Source organism: Nostoc sp. DedSLP03 (assembly GCF_034530815.1).
Taxonomy (GTDB): domain Bacteria; phylum Cyanobacteriota; class Cyanobacteriia; order Cyanobacteriales; family Nostocaceae; genus Nostoc.
Genome location: NZ_JAVRCK010000009.1, coordinates 32029 through 52215, shown reverse-complemented (window position 1 = coordinate 52215; position 20187 = coordinate 32029). Strand labels below are relative to the sequence as shown.

General features: G+C 39.6%; 16 protein-coding genes. 10 read left to right on the top strand and 6 right to left on the bottom strand.

The window, feature by feature from the left end; translation table 11 throughout:
• Nucleotides 1-121: 121 nt before the first annotated feature.
• Entirely contained in the window at nucleotides 122-2260 is a 2139-nt protein-coding gene (locus RM368_RS06440) for a hypothetical protein (protein ID WP_322693306.1), read from the bottom strand.
• Between the two features lie 506 nt (nucleotides 2261-2766).
• On the opposite strand from RM368_RS06440, the gene RM368_RS06435 reads away from it, so the two are divergent.
• The 8 genes from RM368_RS06435 to RM368_RS06400 all read left to right on the top strand — a co-directional run bounded on the left by RM368_RS06435 (nucleotide 2767) and on the right by RM368_RS06400 (nucleotide 12867).
• Nucleotides 2767-4215 (top strand): hypothetical protein, encoded by a 1449-nt coding sequence (locus RM368_RS06435; RefSeq protein WP_322693305.1) that lies wholly within the window; start codon nucleotides 2767-2769, stop codon nucleotides 4213-4215.
• The gene (locus tag RM368_RS06430; protein WP_322693304.1) at nucleotides 4212-5504 is read left to right on the top strand and encodes an O-antigen ligase family protein; all 1293 of its coding nucleotides are present in this window, start codon (nucleotides 4212-4214) and stop codon (nucleotides 5502-5504) included. Before RM368_RS06435 ends, RM368_RS06430 begins: the two co-directional genes overlap by 4 nt.
• Nucleotides 5505-5550: 46 nt before the next feature.
• Complete coding sequence (locus RM368_RS06425) at nucleotides 5551-6822, top strand: lipopolysaccharide biosynthesis protein (RefSeq protein WP_322693303.1); 1272 nt, start codon at nucleotides 5551-5553, stop codon at nucleotides 6820-6822.
• A gap of 101 nt (nucleotides 6823-6923) precedes the next feature.
• The gene (locus tag RM368_RS06420) at nucleotides 6924-7988 is read left to right on the top strand and encodes a polysaccharide pyruvyl transferase family protein (protein ID WP_322693302.1); all 1065 of its coding nucleotides are present in this window, start codon (nucleotides 6924-6926) and stop codon (nucleotides 7986-7988) included.
• A 122-nt stretch (nucleotides 7989-8110) separates the two neighbouring features.
• Entirely contained in the window at nucleotides 8111-9079 is a 969-nt protein-coding gene (locus RM368_RS06415) for a glycosyltransferase family 2 protein (protein WP_322693301.1), read from the top strand.
• 69 nt (nucleotides 9080-9148) lie between these two features.
• Nucleotides 9149-10126 (top strand): glycosyltransferase family 2 protein, encoded by a 978-nt coding sequence (locus RM368_RS06410; protein WP_322693300.1) that lies wholly within the window; start codon nucleotides 9149-9151, stop codon nucleotides 10124-10126.
• Between the two features lie 389 nt (nucleotides 10127-10515).
• The gene (locus tag RM368_RS06405) at nucleotides 10516-11538 is read left to right on the top strand and encodes a glycosyltransferase family 2 protein (protein WP_322693299.1); all 1023 of its coding nucleotides are present in this window, start codon (nucleotides 10516-10518) and stop codon (nucleotides 11536-11538) included.
• A 279-nt stretch (nucleotides 11539-11817) separates the two neighbouring features.
• Nucleotides 11818-12867, top strand: a complete 1050-nt coding sequence (locus tag RM368_RS06400) for a glycosyltransferase family 2 protein (RefSeq protein ID WP_322693298.1) — start codon at nucleotides 11818-11820, stop codon at nucleotides 12865-12867.
• Between the two features lie 30 nt (nucleotides 12868-12897).
• Here the strand turns inward: RM368_RS06400 and RM368_RS06395 are convergent, their stop codons facing one another.
• On the bottom strand, nucleotides 12898-13452 hold the full coding sequence (locus RM368_RS06395; RefSeq protein ID WP_322693297.1) for an acireductone dioxygenase: 555 nt from the start codon (nucleotides 13450-13452) through the stop codon (nucleotides 12898-12900).
• 399 nt (nucleotides 13453-13851) lie between these two features.
• Here RM368_RS06395 and RM368_RS06390 point away from each other — a divergent pair, with 399 nt between their 5' ends.
• Entirely contained in the window at nucleotides 13852-15321 is a 1470-nt protein-coding gene (locus tag RM368_RS06390; RefSeq protein WP_322693296.1) for an FAD-binding domain-containing protein, read from the top strand.
• A 56-nt stretch (nucleotides 15322-15377) separates the two neighbouring features.
• Nucleotides 15378-16202: an alpha/beta hydrolase gene (locus RM368_RS06385; RefSeq protein ID WP_322693295.1), complete on the top strand. Its 825-nt coding sequence runs from the start codon at nucleotides 15378-15380 to the stop codon at nucleotides 16200-16202.
• A gap of 15 nt (nucleotides 16203-16217) precedes the next feature.
• On the opposite strand, the gene RM368_RS06380 is transcribed toward RM368_RS06385, so the two are convergent.
• The 4 genes from RM368_RS06380 to RM368_RS06365 all read right to left on the bottom strand — a co-directional run bounded on the left by RM368_RS06380 (nucleotide 16218) and on the right by RM368_RS06365 (nucleotide 19976).
• On the bottom strand, nucleotides 16218-16400 hold the full coding sequence (locus RM368_RS06380) for a hypothetical protein (RefSeq protein ID WP_322693294.1): 183 nt from the start codon (nucleotides 16398-16400) through the stop codon (nucleotides 16218-16220).
• Nucleotides 16401-16510: 110 nt separating this feature from the next.
• Entirely contained in the window at nucleotides 16511-17488 is a 978-nt protein-coding gene (locus tag RM368_RS06375) for a hypothetical protein (RefSeq protein ID WP_322693293.1), read from the bottom strand.
• Nucleotides 17489-17565: 77 nt separating this feature from the next.
• On the bottom strand, nucleotides 17566-18786 hold the full coding sequence (locus tag RM368_RS06370) for an MFS transporter (protein WP_322693292.1): 1221 nt from the start codon (nucleotides 18784-18786) through the stop codon (nucleotides 17566-17568).
• Between the two features lie 395 nt (nucleotides 18787-19181).
• The gene (locus RM368_RS06365) at nucleotides 19182-19976 is read right to left on the bottom strand and encodes a hypothetical protein (protein ID WP_322693291.1); all 795 of its coding nucleotides are present in this window, start codon (nucleotides 19974-19976) and stop codon (nucleotides 19182-19184) included.
• Nucleotides 19977-20187 lie beyond the last annotated feature (211 nt).

The following is a 20187-nucleotide window of genomic DNA, read 5'->3' as shown; positions in this document are numbered from 1 at the left end:
GCAAAAACATACTACTACCTTTTTTACAAAAATTAACATAATGTACAAAAATTAATAATCTTTTAGCTTCCTGGTTTTCTTGCAACTGTCAGTTGCATGAATAAGTATGGAGTAGTATTATTTACGGAGTCCCATAGTAGATTCCTCTACCATTAGTGCCAATAAAGACTAGTCCAAATTTCTGCCAGCTAGCCTCCATGACATTAGGCTCATTGCCCATAGGTTGGTGTAAATAGGCGATATTTATCCATGTTTTTCCTTTGTCAAGAGAGCGAAATACTCCTTCGCCCATACCAGCAATTTCCCCATACAAATACAGTGCAGGAACTTTGCTTCCCTTCTGTGCCTTACCAAGGGCGAATAAATAAGCTTTTTTCACTTTAGGAATCTGGGCAAATTTCACACCGCCATTTGTTGAGCGATAAAGTCCGTGAGAATTAAGACTGAGCCAGATTTCGCCTTTAGCCCCCGGAACTGTTTTGAGCATAGACCAACTTTCAGAAGGCAATAATGAGTTGACAATCTTAAAGGATGCGCCTCCGTTCTTACTGCGGTATAACTTGCCACCACTGTAGTAGTAAAAAGTGTTGCCATCTAATTTGTCAGCTACTAATGGTTGACCCCAGTACCACGGGCCTTTGGGGCCTTTGGGTAATCCTGATACTTTGCTCCAAGAACATCCGCCATTGGTTGTACGAATAGGCTGTCCTTGATTAATAATTGCGACAAATAGATTTGAATTTGTTGCTGACATGGCTACACGCAACGGAATTGTGTTCTTCGGAAACGAGGAAAATTGTTTCCATGTCAGTCCCCCATCTTGCGAAGTTGCTCCCGTATAAGTATTGTTCCACCGATTACCACCAACACGTACCATTTGTGAAGGATTGCTTTCGCTATAAGCAAGACCATAGGTATCCTGGAACCGAGGACTATTTTTGCCGCCAAACTGCGTAGATGGGTAGACATCTAGCCCATTGCTGTGGTCAAACCCATCCGTATCAGCAACACCGCTCAACAATTTAGAGCCACTTCGAGGTGAGACTAGGGCGAAGCTAACTAACTGCTCGTGTCCTTTTTCATAGTTTGACCAAACAGATGACTCTGCGTTGATGTTATCTGTCCGCCATGTTCCATACCAGTCTGTTAACCATAATCGTCCAGCAGTTTTTGGGTCAAACTCAATCGCTGAGGTTGAGGAGGCAAAAAACCACTTAGGCCACCAGGGCACTTGAGGTTTCAAAGTATGCTTTTTCTCTTGCCATGTAGCTCCACCATCAGTAGATTCAAATATGACACGATTGTTTGTTGTGGAAACATACTGGTCATAAACAATTAAAAGATGATTGGGATTGTTTGGATCTACAGCAATGGCATTAAATGTAGTTTTCGCGTTACTTGGTGTGATATTGCTCCAAATACTGTTTGCATATTTGCTGACACCCGACTTATGCGTTACATACAGAACTTTGTCTTTTGCCAGAGCCATTCGATTCACTTTTAATGGGCTTCCTGGTATTTTGCTCCAGGTAACACCCGCATCAGTGGATTCATATATGCCATCTCCATAGGCATTGGCATAGACTAGTTCAGATACATTTTTGCTAAATACAATACCTGTAATTCCAATCTTTGTTTCCGACTTTTCGGGAAAGGAGCTAACTTTGCCCCATGTTGTACCACCATCTGAAGACTTCCATAGCCCATTCAATCGCGAGCCAAAAAAAATAACATTGGAATTAAAGGGATTAACGGCTAGCCTCTCTCCGAGCCAACGTTTAGTTTCATTCCCGCCCATTGGCAAGTCTATTTTCAGCTTATTCCAGGTTTGACCGCGATCGCTCGATTTAAAGATTGTTCCTAATCTACCCCGGTTAGTAGTATATTTACCTGCTGCTATGTATACAATATCTGGGTTATTTGGGTCAAGTGCTAAGGCTTCTCCTCCGTAGTAATTGCTGTATTGCAAGCTAAATATATCTGTTAGCGGCATCCATTTGTAGTCTTTTGAATTCCAACGATAAAAGCCACCCATATCAGTTCTGATGTAGGCTAAATTTGGCTCTTGTGGATGCAAATAAATGCCTGTAACATAACCACCTCCTCCGATAGAGACATTAGTCCAGTGATACCTTGATGTAGTACTCCAACTAGACTTGAGGGGTGTAATATTGACGACAATAGCCAGCGCAAGTATAGCAATACAAATTGTTTTTCCTAGCAGTCTCCAAAAACGGCGATCGCTCATTGCTATTTTCATGATATTTGCACGTATTTATTTTAATTGACGTTACAGGAAGTAAATTAAAGTCAAGTAAATCAGCTACAGATCGATACTTCTCGGTTAGCCCAATTAAGTAAGTCTGCGAGAAAAAACCTAACTAGGTTACGAAATGTAAATACACCTAAAACCCTTACAAATGAACGCCAGTTGCTACAAGTCGGCAGAGCGCAAGGGCGCACTGGCTCCCAAGGACAAATGACAAATGACAACCCTCACTACTTATCTTTATTTGCACCTACATACTTAGATGGATATCCGGGTGGATAATTTTATTGAACCCTAGAGGATGCTGTCTGCATGGATGCAATATTGACCATCAGGCGGTTTTGTCATTGCTGTTTAGGAAGGAAACTTTACTAAGAATTATTAATCAATTTTTAAGTAACAATGTAGTACGATCCTGTAAGTTTACTTAGGCAAATCCTAAAACCCACCTAGACTTTGTAATTCCGCAGCCAGTTCCCGACTTTAGAGGATTTTTAATGGCCAATCATACAGAAATCTCTGCGGGTTACCCTAGCAGTTTGAGAAAATTAGTAGCGAGAAAAGGATGTTGGCAGCGTTACTTACTTCTAGGTATAACAACTAACATAGCATTTTGGGCTGCAACTTTTCTTTATCTAAAACTTACACCACCGACCTACACTAGTTCTTCAGCTATTAATCTGCCAGGAGCATGGTCAAATGCCAATATTAATTTACCAGACATTGGCTATGCTAGTTATGAAAATGTGTCTCCATACGCTGCTCTTTCTTCTCAAGATCCAAGAGAAATTTATAAATTTATTGCTGAAAGCGACCCGATATTAAAAGCGGCAGCAGATCAACTTAATATGTCTTTAGAAGAGTTTGGCAAACCTCGGCTCAAGCTAATAATTAATACTTCCATGATGAGCGTTGACTTTGAAGGCGCGAGTCCCCAGGAAGCTCGAAATAAATCTTTAGCTTTTTACAAAGCCTTGCAAGCAAGACTCAACATGCTACGAAATCAAGAAGCTGTTCAAAGAGATATAGGTTATCAAACTTCCCTGATTTCTTCGCAAAAAAAATTAGCAGATGCTCACAAGCAACTTGCCGATTACAAAGCACGTTCGGGTTTGAACTCTGAAGATCAAATTAAGGATTTGACAACCAACATCGAACAGCTCCGCAGACAACGATCTGAAATAATCGGTCAACAGCAACAGGCTACTACTCGTTTGGCACAATTATCAAATAATTTAAAACTATCTGCCGGACAAGCTACAGATGCTTTTACTCTTCAAACAGACCAGATATTTCAACAGAACTTAAAAAATTATAGTGATGCTAGCGCTTCTGTAGTAGTTTTAGAATCTAAGTTTCTGCCTAGCTATCCGATATTAATTACAGAGAAAGCGAAAAGAGATGCTGCTCAACAGGCCCTGCTAGCTCGAGGTGAGTCTCTTTTAGGGCGAAAAGTCACTTTGGCAGATCTAAAGCAGTTGAGCCTTAGTAGCAATAACTCTGGTAACAGCGTTCCTCGAGATGCTCTTTCCCAACAACTAGTTATAGCTCAGGCAGACCAAACGGGATTCACTGCTCAAGCTCAAGCAATAGAACAACAGATTAACCAGCTTGAAAGTAGGCTCAAAAAGTTAACACAGTTGGAAAGCACCTTGGATTCGCTGAAGCGAAATACGCAAATTGCGGAAGCGGTCTTTTCCTCCAATTTGACCAGATTAGATATTGGCAAGTCGAATACTTTTGGATCTTATCCATTGATTCAACTTGTTATACAGCCTACATTACCTGAGAACCCGAGTTCCCCAAAAGATAAATTGGTTTTATTAGGTTCAAGTTTAGGTTCCCTTTTCGTATCCCTTGGATTGGTGTTACTTTGGTGGCGCGAACGTAAAAATTTAATATCTGATAAGACTGTGAGTATAGAGAGGAAGAGAATGGAACAATGAAACCTCAAAACTTTGAAGAAAGTCTTGTTTGGTATTGGATAATTAGTACCTATGTATTTTATTTTCTTGGTATTTTATATCCTGTAAATTTTATATTAGCTTGGATACTGTTTTTTTACCTATGTAAGCGGTTGTGGAGCCAAACAACACACACTAGTATTGACAAAAGAATCAAAGTTTATTGGATACATTGGGTTTGGATTGTCTCTATTCTGATAATAGCGATCGCTACAATTGTCGGCTGTATAAATTATGATGTAGGGACAAATCAAACTCTTAGGTCGTTAATTAATTGGTTTACAGATTGGGCTTTACTAGCACTATTTCCATTAAGCGGCTGTCTCAATATTCGACCACAATTAATCTATAGAGCCGTCTGTATTTTATGCCTTCAAAGTTTGATTTTAATTCCCTTTTTTTATCTAGCTTGGATATTACATTTGCCCGCACACCTATATTCTTCTCCAATTGAAAGATTAATCCAGAATGGAGAGCTTTTTTACAATGTAAATTTCTATGGTAGTGATTACGGTACGAATAATGTCCGTCTATTTCTATTTGCACCTTGGGCACCTGCGCTCGGTCTTATTGGAAACATCTACTTCTTTCTTGCTCTTGAAGAACGTAACAACAAGTGGCGGTGGATTGGTATAGCTGGCTCTTTAGCGATGAGTATAGTATCTGTTTCGCGCTTATCTTTTATAGCTTTACCAATAGTTTTCATATTAGTTTTGTTGCTGACAAAAATTACTAAACCTACTACGCAAATTGCGCTCGGATTTGTTAGCTTTTTAGCAGGTATTTTTAGCACCGCACTTGTTACTACTATTAAAAATGTTAAAGAAGCATTTTATAATGCTAGACCGGACTCTTCACGAGTGCATGAAGCTTTAGGTGTAATTGCCTTAGAGAAATGGAAAGAAGCTCCTATCTGGGGTCATGGTTTTCGAGAAGCACCAGGGCCTAAAGCATTAGCAGAAATGCCTATCGGCTCTCACCATACTTGGTTTGGTCTTTTGTTTGTTAAAGGGATAGTTGGCTTCATCGCTTTTTTAGTACCAATTTTATTGAGTTTTATAGTTTTGCTGATTAAAGCAGAGAAAAGCATAATTGCCAGGGTGGCATTGTATTTTCTGATCACTTTATTACTTTTTACATTTAATGATAGTCAAGAGGCTTTAGCTTACTTATACTATCCCGGTTTAATTATTATGGGAATTGCATTTAAAGAAGAAGTTAAACCTCCTAATTCTTTTATTAAGAAGAAGCCTGAAGCCGCTTACATTTAAATTTTAAATTGATAAAAATATATAATTATATCTTAAGAATACCCTCATGTTAATCAAAAAGCTAAGGCAAAAAGTATCTAGTCAATATTTGCGTAATATTGGTTGGATGGGTGGGGCAGAGTTAGCAAATCGTGTTTTCCGATTGGGAACAACAATTATTTTATCTCACCTGTTAAATCCCTACGATTATGGATTGATTGCAATCGTTTTAACTACCAATGAATTTGCAACTGTTTTTACCTTAAGAGCTGGAATTGGGTCTAAGATTATTCAGGCATCAGAAAAGGATCTAAAAATTATTTGTCAGACATCTTACTGGCTTAATTGGATACTATGCGGAGTAATGTTTATTATTCAGTGTACTGCCGCTTTTCCGATAGCTTGGTTTTATAGTAATAACCAAGTTATCTTACCTATCTGCATGATGGCATTAGTCTACTTAATGCTGCCAATCTTTGCAGTTCAGTCTGCTTTAATCCAGCGAGAGAACCGCCTAAAAATTATAGCATTATGCAATGCTACTCAGTCGTTCCTAATCAATATTCTCACTATAGGTTTAGCTCTATTAGGGATGGGAATGTGGGCTGTTGTTGTACCTATTATTATAACGACTCCAGTATGGATTGTTATTAATCTAATGAATCATCCTTGGCGACCTACCATGTTCCTTAGTTTTAACAAGTGGCAGGAAGTTGTTAGTTATGCTAGAAATATTCTTGGCGTTGAGTTACTAAATAAGCTAAGAGCTAATCTTGATTACCTGATTATTGGACGTTTTTTAGGAATCCAAGCGCTAGGAATTTACTATTTCGCTTTCAATGCTGGCTTAGGAATCAGCATGAATGTCATAAATACAATGACTTGGTCTTTATACCCCCATCTTTGTGCTGCTCGGGGAAACGTTAAGCAGCTTCGAGAACGTTATTTTAGTAGCCTCAAAACATTTGCCTTAATTGTATTTCCATTGGTTTTGCTACAGTCAAGCCTAGCTCCATTTTATGTACCAATTATTTTTGGTCAAAAATGGATAACAGCAATTCCAGTCTTGATAGTTATCTGTTTGTCAGCCATACCACGCCCATTTGCTGATGGTGCTTCTATGTTACTTAACTCTGTAGATAAAAGTCATATTAATCTTTACTGGAACTTAATTTTTACTGTGATTTTTACAATCTCATTACTAGTAGCTGTGAAATGGGGAATTTTTTGGGTAGCTGTTGCGGTGTTCATGGCTCATATATTAGCATTACCTCTTTACAGCATTTGGGCTAGTAAATATGTTTTATCTAGAACTCAATCTTTATCAGTTGCAAAATAAAAATTAAAGCTCAATAAAAATTTGGCTTTTTAGAAAAATACCTTTTGCTAGCTACACTCATTCATTGCAAAATAACGAATGATAACGAGGAACTAAAATTAATGACTACCACCCAACCGGAACAGCTAAAAGAACTTCTGCATAAATCACTAGAAAAATTAGAGACATTTCCAGAGTGTGCATTATTAGACTATCCTGACTATCCTAATATTGGCGATCATCTGATTGCGTTAGGTACTGTACTTTATTTAATCAATGTGCGAAAAACAAAAATTAAATATACTGCTAGCCCTAATAACTTTTCTAGCAAAGTAATGGAAGATAGAATTGGAAAATCTCCTATTTTCCTGCAAGGAGGAGGGAATTTGGGCGATCTTTGGACTGCTCATCAAAAATTTCGCGAACAGATTATTTCCAAATACCAAGATCGACCAATAATTATCCTACCACAAAGTATTTATTTTGTTGAGCAAAGCAATTTAATGGAAGCAGCAAATGTATTCAACTCACATCCTAATTTGACTTTGTTTGTGCGTGACGAATACAGCTATGAACTTGCTCTAAAATATTTCTACAACTGTCAGGTAATTAAAGCACCTGATATGGCTTTTCAAATGGTCAATCTACCTGGTCTCTTATCTAGGTCTAACCGTAGCAACTCTATTTTATATCACTATAGAAATGACAAAGAGTTGAAGCAAAGTAATTCTCAGACTTCTATCGATCTCCCTAATTTAGTTGTAGAAGATTGGACTTCTTTCAAATATGACACAACTGAACGTATGGAGCGAATTCGGGAAGGCTTGCAAAAAGGTACAGTGATTCCTGGTGAGTGGATATACCGACATCTTTGGAAATACTTCCATCATTATTCCTTTGGATTCAATAGCTTATATAACTCCTCAATGCATCTTAAATCCTTAAGTTATATGCATCATGGGATGTATCAATTCAAACAGCATCGTCTAATTATTACAAACCGCCTGCACGGACACATTCTCTGCATTCTTATGGGTATTCCTCATGTCTTTTTACCTAATGCTTACCATAAAAATGAGGCATTTTATCAAGCTTGGACTTACTCAATTCCCTTTTGCAGATTTGTAAAAGAATCTTCACAAATTCAGGTGGCTGCACAAGAACTCTTAGAACTATTCCCAAACTAACTCTTTCTACTTTTCATCTGTTTAAACTCTATTCTATGACCGAAAACGACTCATGATACAGAGCAACTAAATTTATTTATAGGGATCATTAATTTTGAATTTTGAATTTGGAGCGAAGCGACGTGACAACTATATCCGTTATTATTCCCGCTTACAATGCTGAAGGCACTATTTTAGAAACAATAAAATCCGTTCTTCGACAAACCTTTTCTGATTTTGAGCTAATTATTATTAATGATGGTTCAACCGATCGGACTTTAGAACTATTGAAGACTGTTGAAGACTCTCGTCTCAAGATTTTTTCATACAGCAATGCTGGTCTATCAGTAGCTCGTAATCGTGGTATTTTTCATGCCACTGGAGAGTTTATGGCATTTCTCGATGCTGATGACTTATGGACACCTGATAAATTAGAGCTACAACTAGCAGCATTGCAAAAACATCCAGAAGCAGGACTTGCTTATAGCTGGACTCTGAACATGAGTGAAACAGCAGAGATTTTTCACCCTGGTCATAATGTAGTCTACGAAGGTAATGTGTATGACAAATTATTACTCAGTAACTTTATTTCCAATGGTTCCAATCCTTTAATTCGTAAACAAGCAATTGAATCTGCTGGAGAGTTCGACCCAACTCTTTCTTCCGTGGAAGATTGGGATTATTGGTTTCGTGTAGCACAGCACTGGGATTTTGCAGTAGTTCCCAAACCTCAAATTCTCTATCGTCACTCTTCAAAATCTATGTCAACTAAAGTTGAGAAGATGGAGAAATATTTGCTTATTGTCTTGGAGAGAGGCTTTCAAGCAGCACCGCCAGAGTTACAAAATCTTAAAAATCAAAGCCTAGCAAATATCTATCAATATTTAACGGGTATGGAACTGGCTCATGTAACTAATAAAGAACAGGTTAACCAAGCTGGTCGTAAATTGTGGAAGACGGTTTCTTTATATCCTCAGATTTTGCGAGAAAGAGTAACTCAGCGTTATTTAATGAAATGGCTAGTAATGCAAGTCTTTTCTCCTCAAATTGCTAAGTACTTGACTCGACCTTTTTCTTTGGCTAGGTCTGTTGCAGTTCCAAAGCTGCAATAGAGGCTGTTATTAGAAAGCAACCTTTTGATACTAATTAGCTAGTAGAATTTAGCAACTTATTGAAATCATATGCCAACTATATCTGTCATTATTCCCGCTTATAATTCTGAGCGCACAATTGTCGATACAATTGTCTCAGTACAACAACAAACTTTTTCTGATTTTGAGATAATTGTGATCAATGATGGTTCAACAGACGGAACTCTCAAGCTATTGGATGAGTTGAAAGATAGTCGTATACAAGTCTTTTCCTACGAGAATGGAGGTTTATCAGTAGCTCGTAATCGTGGTATTTCTCATGCCAAGGGAGATTTTATAGCCTTTCTTGATGCTGACGATTTATGGACAGCCGACAAACTAGAACTTCAGTTAGAAGCTTTGCAGAAAAATCCAGAAGCAGGTGTTGCTTATAGCTGGACTTATTTTATGGATGAACAAACTGGAAATTGCCATCTGGATCGGCCGATCTTGTTCCAAGGTGATGTTTTGGCGAATTTATTAACCTGGAACTTTATTGCTAGTGGTTCAAATCCCTTAATCCGTAAGCAAGCGATTGAATCTGTAGGAGAGTTTGAACCTTCAGTATCAGGAGCAGCAGATTGGGATTATTGGCTGCGTTTAGCTGCAAAATGGTCGTTTGTTGTAGTTAGCAAACCGCAGATTTTTTATCGTCAATCTTCAAATTCAATGTCATCTAAAATTGAATTTATGGAAGACTGTCAGTTGCAAGTATTGGAGCGAGCTTTTCAATCAGGATCGCCAGAAATTCAAATCTTGAAAAATCATAGTTTAGCTTATGTTTACCGATATTCTTGTAGGCTCTGTTTAACAAGAATTATAGGTAATAAAGGAGTTAAAAAAGCAACTCAAAAATTGGGTAAAGCAATTCAGCTATATCCAAAAATTCTCTTGGAAAAGGAAACTCAAAAGCTAATTATTAAATTGTTGTTGAAAAAAATACTTTTAGAAAATATTTCTGCATACTTGCTCCAGATTATTAGTAAAATTCGCGTTGCTCATGTTCAAAAATTAAATATTCATGAATAAAGAATCGGTTGAGGTAAGTTGTAGTACTTGCCACTTAGTAACTCAATGGGATAGTTACTCAGTCTTATTCTGGATAATGGTAGAGCGATCTTGCTTAGAATTTCAATCAGACTATCTACACGCAGAATAAAATGTATTATTACGTACATTAATTGCTTTAATAACGAATACTAGAAGGAAATATCTTACATTATCCGGTGAAAAGTTAGGAAGTAGGATTCGTCCTCTAACTAGATGGATAGCCAGGTGGATAAATATCTCACTTTTTTAGATGCTATCACTAGAAGGTGCGATCGTATCCATCAGATAGTATTCCCATTGCCATATCAAAGATTACTGTACTACCAGTAAAACCTGAGAGCAAACTGAAACTAAAATCAGTCTGGAAAATGAAAAAAGTTTCTGTAATTATTCCGGTTTATGGAGTCGAGAAATATATAGCTGCTACTGTACAATCTGTTCTTGAGCAAACCTATACAAATTTCGAGCTTCTAATTATCGATGATGCTTCTTTGGACAGAAGTATAAATATTTGTCAGCAATTTACTGACCCCAGAATTAAAATTATTCGCCAAGCAAATCGAGGGGTATCTGGAGCTAGAAATACTGGTATTCGCCATGCTCAAGGAGAATATTTAGCTTTTTTGGATGGAGACGATCTTTGGTTGCCAGAAAAGTTAGAAAAACAGATTGCTCACTTAGAAAATTCACCAGCAGTCGGTGTTAGCTTCAGTCGTTCTGCTTTTATTGATGAAGCTGGACAAGCTTTAGGTACGTATCAGATGCCCAAGCTTAAAGAAATTACGCCATCCTATTTACTCAGTTGCAATCCGGTTGGTAATGGCTCGGCTGCGGTAATGCGCAGAGAAGTTTTGGAAGCGATTAAATTTCAAGATAATCTTTACGGTACTAATGAAGATTGTTATTTTGATGAACGCTTACTCCAATCAGAAGATAACGAATTTTGGATTCGTATTTCCATTAAAAGCAATTGGCAAATAGAAGGTATTCCAGAACCCTTGACCTTGTATCGGATTAATTCAAAAGGGCTTTCAGCAAATATGCTCAAGCAGTTAGATTTTTGGGAAAAGCTAATTGAAAAGACACGCTCCTACGCTCCAGAAATATTTACTCAAAGCGAAACACTAGCTAGAGCTTACCAGTTGCAGTATTTAGCTCGTAATGCCGTAAGACTACGAGAAGGTTCAATGGCTGTAAAATTAATTAATCGAGCGTTAATAGCTGATTGGCATATTCTTATTGAAAATCCAAAAAGTACAATTTTGACACTGGTAGCAGCTTATTTACTTTTACTCTTACCTCAAAATGTTTACAATAAATTTGAAGCTCTGGTTTCAAATAATATAGTAGGGGCTAACCAAAAACGTCGTATTATTCAAGAAAATATCTAGAAATAATTAAGAATGTTCTATGCCTAAAGCAGAATTAGATAATGTTTGAAAAGTCATGATTGATGTATCAAATATTTTTTACTCCACCCTAACCCTCCCCGTATGTATTGAGGAGAAAACTAGATTTTATTCCCCCTTTATAAGGGAGGATTAAGGGGGGTCATAATTTGATTAAAATCACAGCCTAACACTTTTCAAACAACCTCTTAGATTTCTTGCATAGTACATAGTAAATTTAATTAGATATTAATTAAATTAAATCAATGGGAATAGTCAACAATGAAAAAAGTTTCTATTATTATTCCAGTTTACAAAGCAGAAAAATATATAGCTGCTACACTGCGATCGGCTCTTGAACAAACTTACGAAAACTTCGAGATTTTAATTGTTGATGATGGTACTCCTGACAAAAGTATAGAAATTTGTCAGCAATTTACAGACCCTAGAATTAAAATTATTCGTCAAAAGAATCGAGGTCTACCTGGAGCAAGAAACACTGGTATTCGCCATGCACAGGGAGAATATTTAACTCTTTTAGATGCTGATGACTTATGGTTGCCAGAAAAATTAGAAAAACACGTTAAGCATTTAGATAATTCGCCTAATGTCGGGGTAAGCTTTAGCCGCTCTGCTTTTATTGATGATAATGGCAACCCTTTAGGTATTTATCAAATGCCTCAGATGGAAGGAATAACTCCAGCAATTGTCTTTTGTCGCAATCCAATTAGCAATGGTTCGGTAGCAGTAATTAAAAGAGAAGTTTTTGAGGCTATTGAATTCCAAGACAATCTTTACGGTACAGTTGAAAATTTTTATTTCGATGAACGATCGCGCCATCCTAATGGTGACACAACAGATGTTGAATGTTGGTTTCGGATGTCTGTTAAGAGCGATCTGGAAATAGAGGGTATTCCTGAAGCTTTGACCTTATATAGGGTAAATTCAGGGGGACTATCAGCAAACGTTCTCAAGCAGTTAGATGCTTGGGAATTAATGGTTAGTAGGGCACGCTTATATGCTCCAGAAATAGTTAATCAATGGGAAACACTAGCTAGAGCCTATATGTTGCGGTACTTAGCGCGTAGAGCAGTCAGCCTGCAAGATGGTGCAATGGCTGTGAAGTTGGTGAATCGAGCATTAGCAACCAACTGGCATATTCTCTCTAAAGAACCACGCCGTACACTTTTGACTCTGGGAGCTGCCTATTTCCTTCGGCTTTTGCCCCAGTTCCTTTACAGTCGAATTGAGACTATTGCTTTAAAAACTACAGGATATACTCAAAGACAGCGCATTTCACAAGGCTTAGGGGGGAGCAACGCGATTTCGTGAGTTCGCCCAAAGGACGTGTATAAATAAGCTTTAACGCGGCTTTTGGCTCGAATCACTCACTTGAGTTCCTGTATAATTGGGAACCCAACCTTCTGCGATTGCAAAATAGCGTATCCCTTTGAAATTCAACAATGCAGTTGGGCTGCACCAATGCTCAACGTCGGCGGGGATATAGAGATAGTCTTGTGCCTGAACTAAAAGCTGTACCTGGCTGCCATCAGGTCGCACGAAGCCATAAATCATTTCTCCTGCCAACACATAGAGGGGTTCAGGCGCAGGATGAGTATGGTAACGACCGTAGGTGGCAATCAAATGGTGAAGATTGAACGAACCTGGATGCACATTTAGTAAGTCACACCAGAGAGCGCCGTTTTCTTGCTGAAGAAATTCAAAGACGCTGTTATGGAGTTCTACGTAATAACGTTTCTCGGTCTCAGTTAAAACGTCCTGGTCTAGCAGATTAGGGAAGAGTAGCGATGTTCCTGGGTCGTAGTGTTTGAGTTGAATGCCAAGAGGCGCAAGTTCGCGAGCTATTTCGTCTAAATCGCTCTCAATCGTACCGTCGTCAAGTAGTAGGTTAGCCATGACAAAAAGACTAATTAACTGTTAAGAAGAGTATACTCAATTTTGATCTAAAAAGCCACTATTCCCGACTGACAAACCGGAGTTTGGTTTCCTGTTGATATCCTGCGATCGCAATTTTCATTTGAATTCGTAAAGATCGCAACTGTGCCCCTTTACACCACGCAATCGCAAACCGCTATATTAAACTTTTAAATTTCGGTTAAGGGGGAAAGAGAAAGGGTTTGAATTTACCTTTCCCCCTTTGCCCTTTAACCTTTCCCCAAACCAAAAGAGAGATATTGAGTTTATCCAAAATGTATTGCTTAAATACCCATTAAAAGAATAAATTTATCGCCAGAATGATGCTTATTGGTACCACTAGCATCTAAGCTAGTACGGGTGAACTATATCCAGCATGGAATGTCTGACTTAATTCTGTTTTGGCATCGACGCGATTTACGCATTTCTGACAATACGGGACTGGCTGCGGCAAAACGGCAAAGTCCGAAGGTGGTGGGCGTGTTTTGCCTCGATCCGAATCTTCTGGAACGGGATGATGTTGCTCCTGTGAGAGTAACTTATATGATTGGTTGTTTGCAGAAACTCCAAGAGCGATATGCTCAAGTTGGTAGCCAGTTGTTAATCCTCCACGCCGATCCTGTACAAGCAATACCAACTTTAGCCGAAGCAATAAATGCCAAAGCTGTTTTTTGGAATTGGGATGTAGAACCTTATTCACAAAAACGCGATCGCACCATTATAGATGCCCTCAAAGAAAAAGGTATTGAGTTTCTAAACCAAAACTGGGATCAAATCCTCAACTCCCCAGAGGAGTTACGCACGGGTAGTAACAATCCTTACACGGTTTACACGCCCTTCTGGAAAAATTGGATTGCCAAACCGAAAGCTCAACCAGTAGAAACACTGCAAAATGTTGAGGGATTAACGGAAGCTGAACAAGAAAGTGCCAAAGTTGCAGGAACGATGGCTTCGCCAACGTCTTCGACGAACGCACTACCTTCAGCAAAAGATTTAGGATTCATCTGGGATGGTGACTTGATTATTTCACCAGGAGAAGCGGCGGCACAAGAACGATTAGAAGAATTTACTAATAAAGCCATTACTGAATATCAAGAACAGCGCAATTTCCCCGCAGTGGACGGAACATCACAACTGAGTACAGCTTTAAAATTTGGCGTAATTGGCATTCGCACCGTTTGGCAAGCCACGATAGAAGCACTGGAAAATAGCCGCAGTGAGGAAACAGCAGTTAATATCCGCACATGGCAACAGGAATTAGCTTGGCGGGAGTTTTATCAACACGCAATGTATAACTTCCCAGAATTAGCTGATGGTGCTTTCCGCGACGCCTTTAAAAACTTTCCTTGGCAAACTAACGAAGAACACTTCCAAGCTTGGTGTGAGGGGAGAACAGGCTATCCTATTGTAGATGCAGCAATGCGTCAGTTAAACGAAAGTGGCTGGATGCATAACCGTTGTCGGATGATTGTTGCTAGTTTCCTTACTAAAGACTTGCTAATTAATCCCCAATTGGGAGAAAAATACTTTATGCAACACCTGATTGATGGTGATTTATCTGCTAATAATGGCGGTTGGCAATGGAGTGCTTCTAGCGGTATGGACCCTAAACCTGTGCGAATTTTCAACCCAGCCAGTCAAACACAAAAATTCGATCCAGAGGGAGAATATATTCGGCAATGGGTATCAGAATTACGGTCTGTAGATACAGAATATTTAGTTACTGGGAAAATTCCACCTTTAGAACGTCATGCTGTTGGCTACCCTGACCCAATTGTGGATCATAAAATTCAGCAACAGCAGTTTAAACTGCGTTATCAACAGCAAAAAACTCTTAGTAGTGGTGAGTAAAATTGTTAGTTTTTTAATAGACATTTCCAAAAATTCAGCCTACTGGAGAAAAACACATGAACACGATCGCAGTCAAAGACGGCATAGAGATTTACTACAAGGATTGGGGCAACGGTCAGCCCATCGTTTTCTCGCATGGTTGGCCTCTATCGGCCGACGACTGGGACAACCAAATGATGTTCTTCTTAAATCACGGCTATCGTGTCATCGCCCATGACCGGCGAGGGCATGGACGCTCGAGCCAAGGCAGCGACGGACACGATATGGATCATTACGCCGATGACCTCGCTGCGCTTACCGCGCATCTCGACTTAAAGAACGCCATCCACGTTGGACACTCGACTGGCGGCGGTGAGGTAACACGCTACATTGCTCGCCACGGCGAAAGTCGCGTCGCGAAGGCCGTTCTTATTAGCGCTGTACCACCACTGATGGTGAAGACCCCAGCGAATCCCGACGGTCTACCTAAAGAGGTATTTGACGACTTTCAGACGCAGGTTGCCACCAATCGGGCGCAATTTTATTGGGATGTGCCGAGTGGGCCCTTTTACGGTTACAACCGGCCGGGCGCGAAAGCGTCGCAAGGCGTGATTGAGAATTGGTGGCGTCAGGGCATGATGGGCGGTATCAAGGCGCAGTATGATGGCATCGTGGCTTTCTCCCAGACAGACTTTACCGAGGATCTTAAGAAGTTCTCTGTGCCGACTTTGGTAATGCACGGCGATGATGACCAGATAGTTCCCTATGCCGACTCCGCACCACTGAGCGCTAAGTTGGTCAAGGGCGCGGTATTGAAAACCTACAAGGGTTTCCCGCACGGTATGCCGACGACAAATGCAGACCAAATCAATGCCGATCTCCTTGAATTCATTCAGTCGTAAACGCAAACCACTCGGTTAATCTTCATACTGCCGCCCCAAAGCTTCTAACCAGGCGATGCAGCGAACCGCGCCCTGCTCCTTTGCAGCCATGTGCGATCGCCGATTTTGTGTCTCGTTAACCCTCAATCTGTCGATAGGGGCGTAGCTAGAGGTCATCTTTGGGTTGTGATATCCAGGTAAGCGGTAATGCGATCGCACATTCTCGGTAGTCCTGACTTTTCACGGCATCTGGAAAACCTCACTTCTATTTCTCTCTCCTTTTAGGAGAGAGACTTTGGATTTTGCTTTTTCGCGCCACGAGTTGGGGGTTATGTCTTGACAGGTAAATAAGAAATTGCCCTTAAGATGAGCAGGAAGATTAAGTAAATTGCACCAACTAATCCAAACTCAATCAGAGGAATGTAGGTTACTTCGTAAATTCTGCCCAAGCCGCGTTCAGTCAGTGCATAAACGGCCAGGACACTCACTAAAAAGGCTCCGTAGATAGTACGTTTAGCCCAGATACCCACAGGTAAACCGTGAAGCTGAGTAAGTACCAGAATGCCAAAAAAACCAAAGAGAAATGTGGGCCACTTGCTTTGTCCTAGTATTAATGACACAACTACACTATGTAAAAGCACTGAAGCCTCCAAAGTAAATGTCCACCAACGGTTTACATGGGTGCGGTTGAATATCAATGACGATTGCAGCAGTAGCAAGAACATATAGAGAAAACCAATTAAGTGCCCCAAAGTCGCTTCCATTGGGTGATACCAGAAGGTGTAGATAGCGGCAAAGGAGAAAAAATAGCCGTGATACAGCTTGATAATTTGCAAAAACTGCTGATGGAATGGAACAGAATTGCCAAAAAACAAACCGCGTCGAGGCGTTTCCAAAATCAGTACGAAGACTAGTAAGAGTACAACTGCACCTTGAGAAGCCCAAATTGAAGTATCTTGAGCTAGAGCATCGTACCAAATATATGTCTGGAGAAAGTGTAAAGCGATGAATACACTATTAATAGCAAGCATGAGGTAATTTATCGGATGCAACGCTGATTTGTATTTCAACTGCGATCGCTGCGCCCACAAGATACACGCCCAGATGCTAAACTGATGCCCAATGTACATACCCCAAGCCGTTGCTCGACTCCAAAAGGTTGGTTGGGGAAGTTTCCAGTAGTACCAGTTTAATCCTTGGTCAGGAAGTTTGATAATGCTTGCAGGAATGCTCCCACCGATCCAAATTGCGTAGGTGAGGAGGATGCTTACAAAGATGCCTAAAAATAATACTCGGCGACCTGTCATAATAATTCGTAATTCTTAATGACGCTCCTGCGTCGCTAACGCTGCGCTAACGTAATTCGTAATTAAGACCTAGATTTTTAGGCTACACGTTCTGTTTTTGACTCAGAGGCGTTTTTAGTGACTCGCAAACTAAGAGTCAAAGCTACTAGCATTACTAAAAATCCACTCAAAAAAGGAGCAGAAGTTCCAAATTTTATAAAACTCACCCCTGCCCATGTTGGCCCAGCGATGCGTGCCAATGCAGAGCAAGAACTGGCAATTCCTAATATTTGTCCTTGTTCTTCTGGGGCTGTTATCTGGGAAATCAAGCTGTTCAATATTGGTTGGCTGACGCTAATTCCCCATGCCACAAGTGTGGCGGCGACTAATAACAAAATTAAGCTTTGCGAGAATCCAATTAACAGTAATCCTAAACCTAATCCTAATATTCCCAAGATAAGTAACTTGATTTCACTCAATTGTTTCTTGAGAAATCCGATTAGTCCTCCTTGAATGATTGTGCTGACAATCCCCATGAAGGCAAAAAGATAACTAGCTTGTTGAGGGCCCCAATTTAATTGCTGCTTAGACCATAAAGCTAATGTAGAGTCCATAGCTGCAACAGCAAAGGTGACTAAAAAGTAAATGCCAACAAGTACACCAAACTGCGATCGCTGTGACAACTGTAACAAGTTTAGGGATTGCTGACGGTGGCGATGAAGTTGGATTTTGGCTTTAGTCTCAGAATTTAGAGATTCTGGAAGTAATATCAAAGCACAAAGAAATGCCAATAAAGATAATCCGGCTGCAAACAACGACGGTAGATGAAAGTTAGCGTTGTTCGGATCTGACCCGATTAAAAGACCTCCAATCGCTGGGCCGAGAATAAACCCAAGACCAAAGGCTGCGCCGATTACACCCATGCCACGCGCTCGATTAGTTGGCGTGGTAATATCTGCTATGTACGCTTGAGCAGTGGCAATATTCCCTGACATAATCCCGGCAAGACTACGAGCAATAAACAAAATCCATAAGGAGTTGGCAAAACCTAAGCCTGCGTATGCAATTACCGAACCGAATAAAGTCAGTAATAAAATCGGACGGCGACCGTAGCGATCGCTAAATCTGCCCCATAATGGTGCAAATAAGAACTGCATTAAAGAATAAATAGCTACAAGTAAAGTCGCTTCATTAGGTTTTGCACCAAATTGTTCGGCATACAAAGGCAGTATCGGCAGAATAATTCCGAAGCCGAGCAAGTCTATAAATACAGTCAAAAATAAGACGAATATAGCCCTGCGATTATTTTTACTCTCCATTTGGGCAATTCCATTTTATAAAAAAGATGTGTGAATTAAATTAGTTTTAAGGACATTTGGGAATGCTTGATTGTAAAAATCTATTAATTACAAACAGTCATCAGTACAAGCAAAGTGTTTGAATTTCAGTGTGGTTGAGCAAAATAGCATGGAACAAACCCATAATAAAAATCAAGCCAATAATACTACTAATTAAAGCAACTATAATTTCGTGCTTCCGTATGGCTTTTTGTATCTTAGCGTCTATGATGTTTTCTAATTCTTTGTATAACATTGAGTTGAATTTGATTAAAGACAATAATTATCTGGAATTTAGGTTACGTAATTACATAAGTTAGAGGATGTCCGAAATCTCTAACTTATTAAATGAAAATTATTTCAATACAGCGCGAATGTCAATAACTTTTACGCCGTTTCAAAACACCACCTGAAATACCAAAAGCTAATATCGCTAAGGTATAAGTTGGTTCGGGAACTGCAAGAATGCTTAACTGATTAATAGCCAAACCATATTGTGGAGCGGAACTGCTAAAAACAAGCCGTGAGATGTTTGGAGTGTCACTACGAATCCCCAAGAATACTGCCGAATTATCTAATGCTAAGGACGAAAAATTTGGAACTGAGAAAGTACCCAATAGGTTATTAGCTTTATCAAAAGCGGCGATCGAATTTTCAATTTTCAATTTACTAGTGTCTACAGCTATCTGAGTTCCAGCGCCAAAAACCGGCTGGGCAAAACTAATCGAAAAAGGGCCGCCGTTCCCCTGAGTTCCAGGATCGGGAGTACCAGGAGGAAGAGGGATAAAACCTGTTGGATCTATACCTCCGAAGAGAATAAAATCACCTAGACCGAAGTTACTCCGAATGCCAGGTGGAGGTAAAGTTTGAAAAACAAATGGTGGAGTAATTTGAGGCTTATTAGTTGGAGTTATATTTATATTCAAGCCTAAACCACGTTGCGATGTCGCTGAAAAAGAGTTAGGTAAAAAAGCAGAAAAATTAGGGGCAGAGGGATTAAATACTTTACCTAAACTTTCCCAATTAACTTCATCATTACCTCCTAAACCAGCGCGCTCAGTTACTAAAAATGTAGCGGCTTTAACTGGTAATGGAAGAACCGTTATTATAGCTGCGATCGCTGAGAAATATTTTACAGATAATTTAAATAATCGCTCGCTCGTAACTCCCACAAGGTTTTCTCCTTAATTTTTTTAAGATAATATCATCAAAATGCAACAATTAAATATTGACGATCAGACAATGCCTTACTCACATCGAGAGAGTGAAAGCAACTGCTGCGATCGCTCTGACTGAGCTTAAATGTTTCATTACCGCCATTACTAACCAACTTGTTATTGTCTTCTCCAGCATCAATCAGGTTATTTCCAGATTAGTAGAGAT

Bases quoted from the DNA above. Each gene is read 5' to 3' on its own strand.
- RM368_RS06385 (WP_322693295.1), top strand. From the start codon at position 15,378: ATGAACACGATCGCAGTCAAAGACGGCATAGAGATTTACTACAAGGAT.
- RM368_RS06400 (WP_322693298.1), top strand. From the start codon at position 11,818: ATGAAAAAAGTTTCTATTATTATTCCAGTTTACAAAGCAGAAAAATAT.
- RM368_RS06405 (WP_322693299.1), top strand. From the start codon at position 10,516: ATGAAAAAAGTTTCTGTAATTATTCCGGTTTATGGAGTCGAGAAATAT.
- RM368_RS06420 (WP_322693302.1), top strand. From the start codon at position 6,924: ATGACTACCACCCAACCGGAACAGCTAAAAGAACTTCTGCATAAATCA.
- RM368_RS06440 (WP_322693306.1), bottom strand. From the start codon at position 2,260: ATGAAAATAGCAATGAGCGATCGCCGTTTTTGGAGACTGCTAGGAAAA.
- RM368_RS06370 (WP_322693292.1), bottom strand. From the start codon at position 18,786: ATGGAGAGTAAAAATAATCGCAGGGCTATATTCGTCTTATTTTTGACT.
- RM368_RS06395 (WP_322693297.1), bottom strand. From the start codon at position 13,452: ATGGCTAACCTACTACTTGACGACGGTACGATTGAGAGCGATTTAGAC.
- RM368_RS06425 (WP_322693303.1), top strand. From the start codon at position 5,551: ATGTTAATCAAAAAGCTAAGGCAAAAAGTATCTAGTCAATATTTGCGT.
- RM368_RS06410 (WP_322693300.1), top strand. From the start codon at position 9,149: ATGCCAACTATATCTGTCATTATTCCCGCTTATAATTCTGAGCGCACA.
- RM368_RS06390 (WP_322693296.1), top strand. From the start codon at position 13,852: ATGTCTGACTTAATTCTGTTTTGGCATCGACGCGATTTACGCATTTCT.
- RM368_RS06375 (WP_322693293.1), bottom strand. From the start codon at position 17,488: ATGACAGGTCGCCGAGTATTATTTTTAGGCATCTTTGTAAGCATCCTC.
- RM368_RS06430 (WP_322693304.1), top strand. From the start codon at position 4,212: ATGAAACCTCAAAACTTTGAAGAAAGTCTTGTTTGGTATTGGATAATT.
- RM368_RS06435 (WP_322693305.1), top strand. From the start codon at position 2,767: ATGGCCAATCATACAGAAATCTCTGCGGGTTACCCTAGCAGTTTGAGA.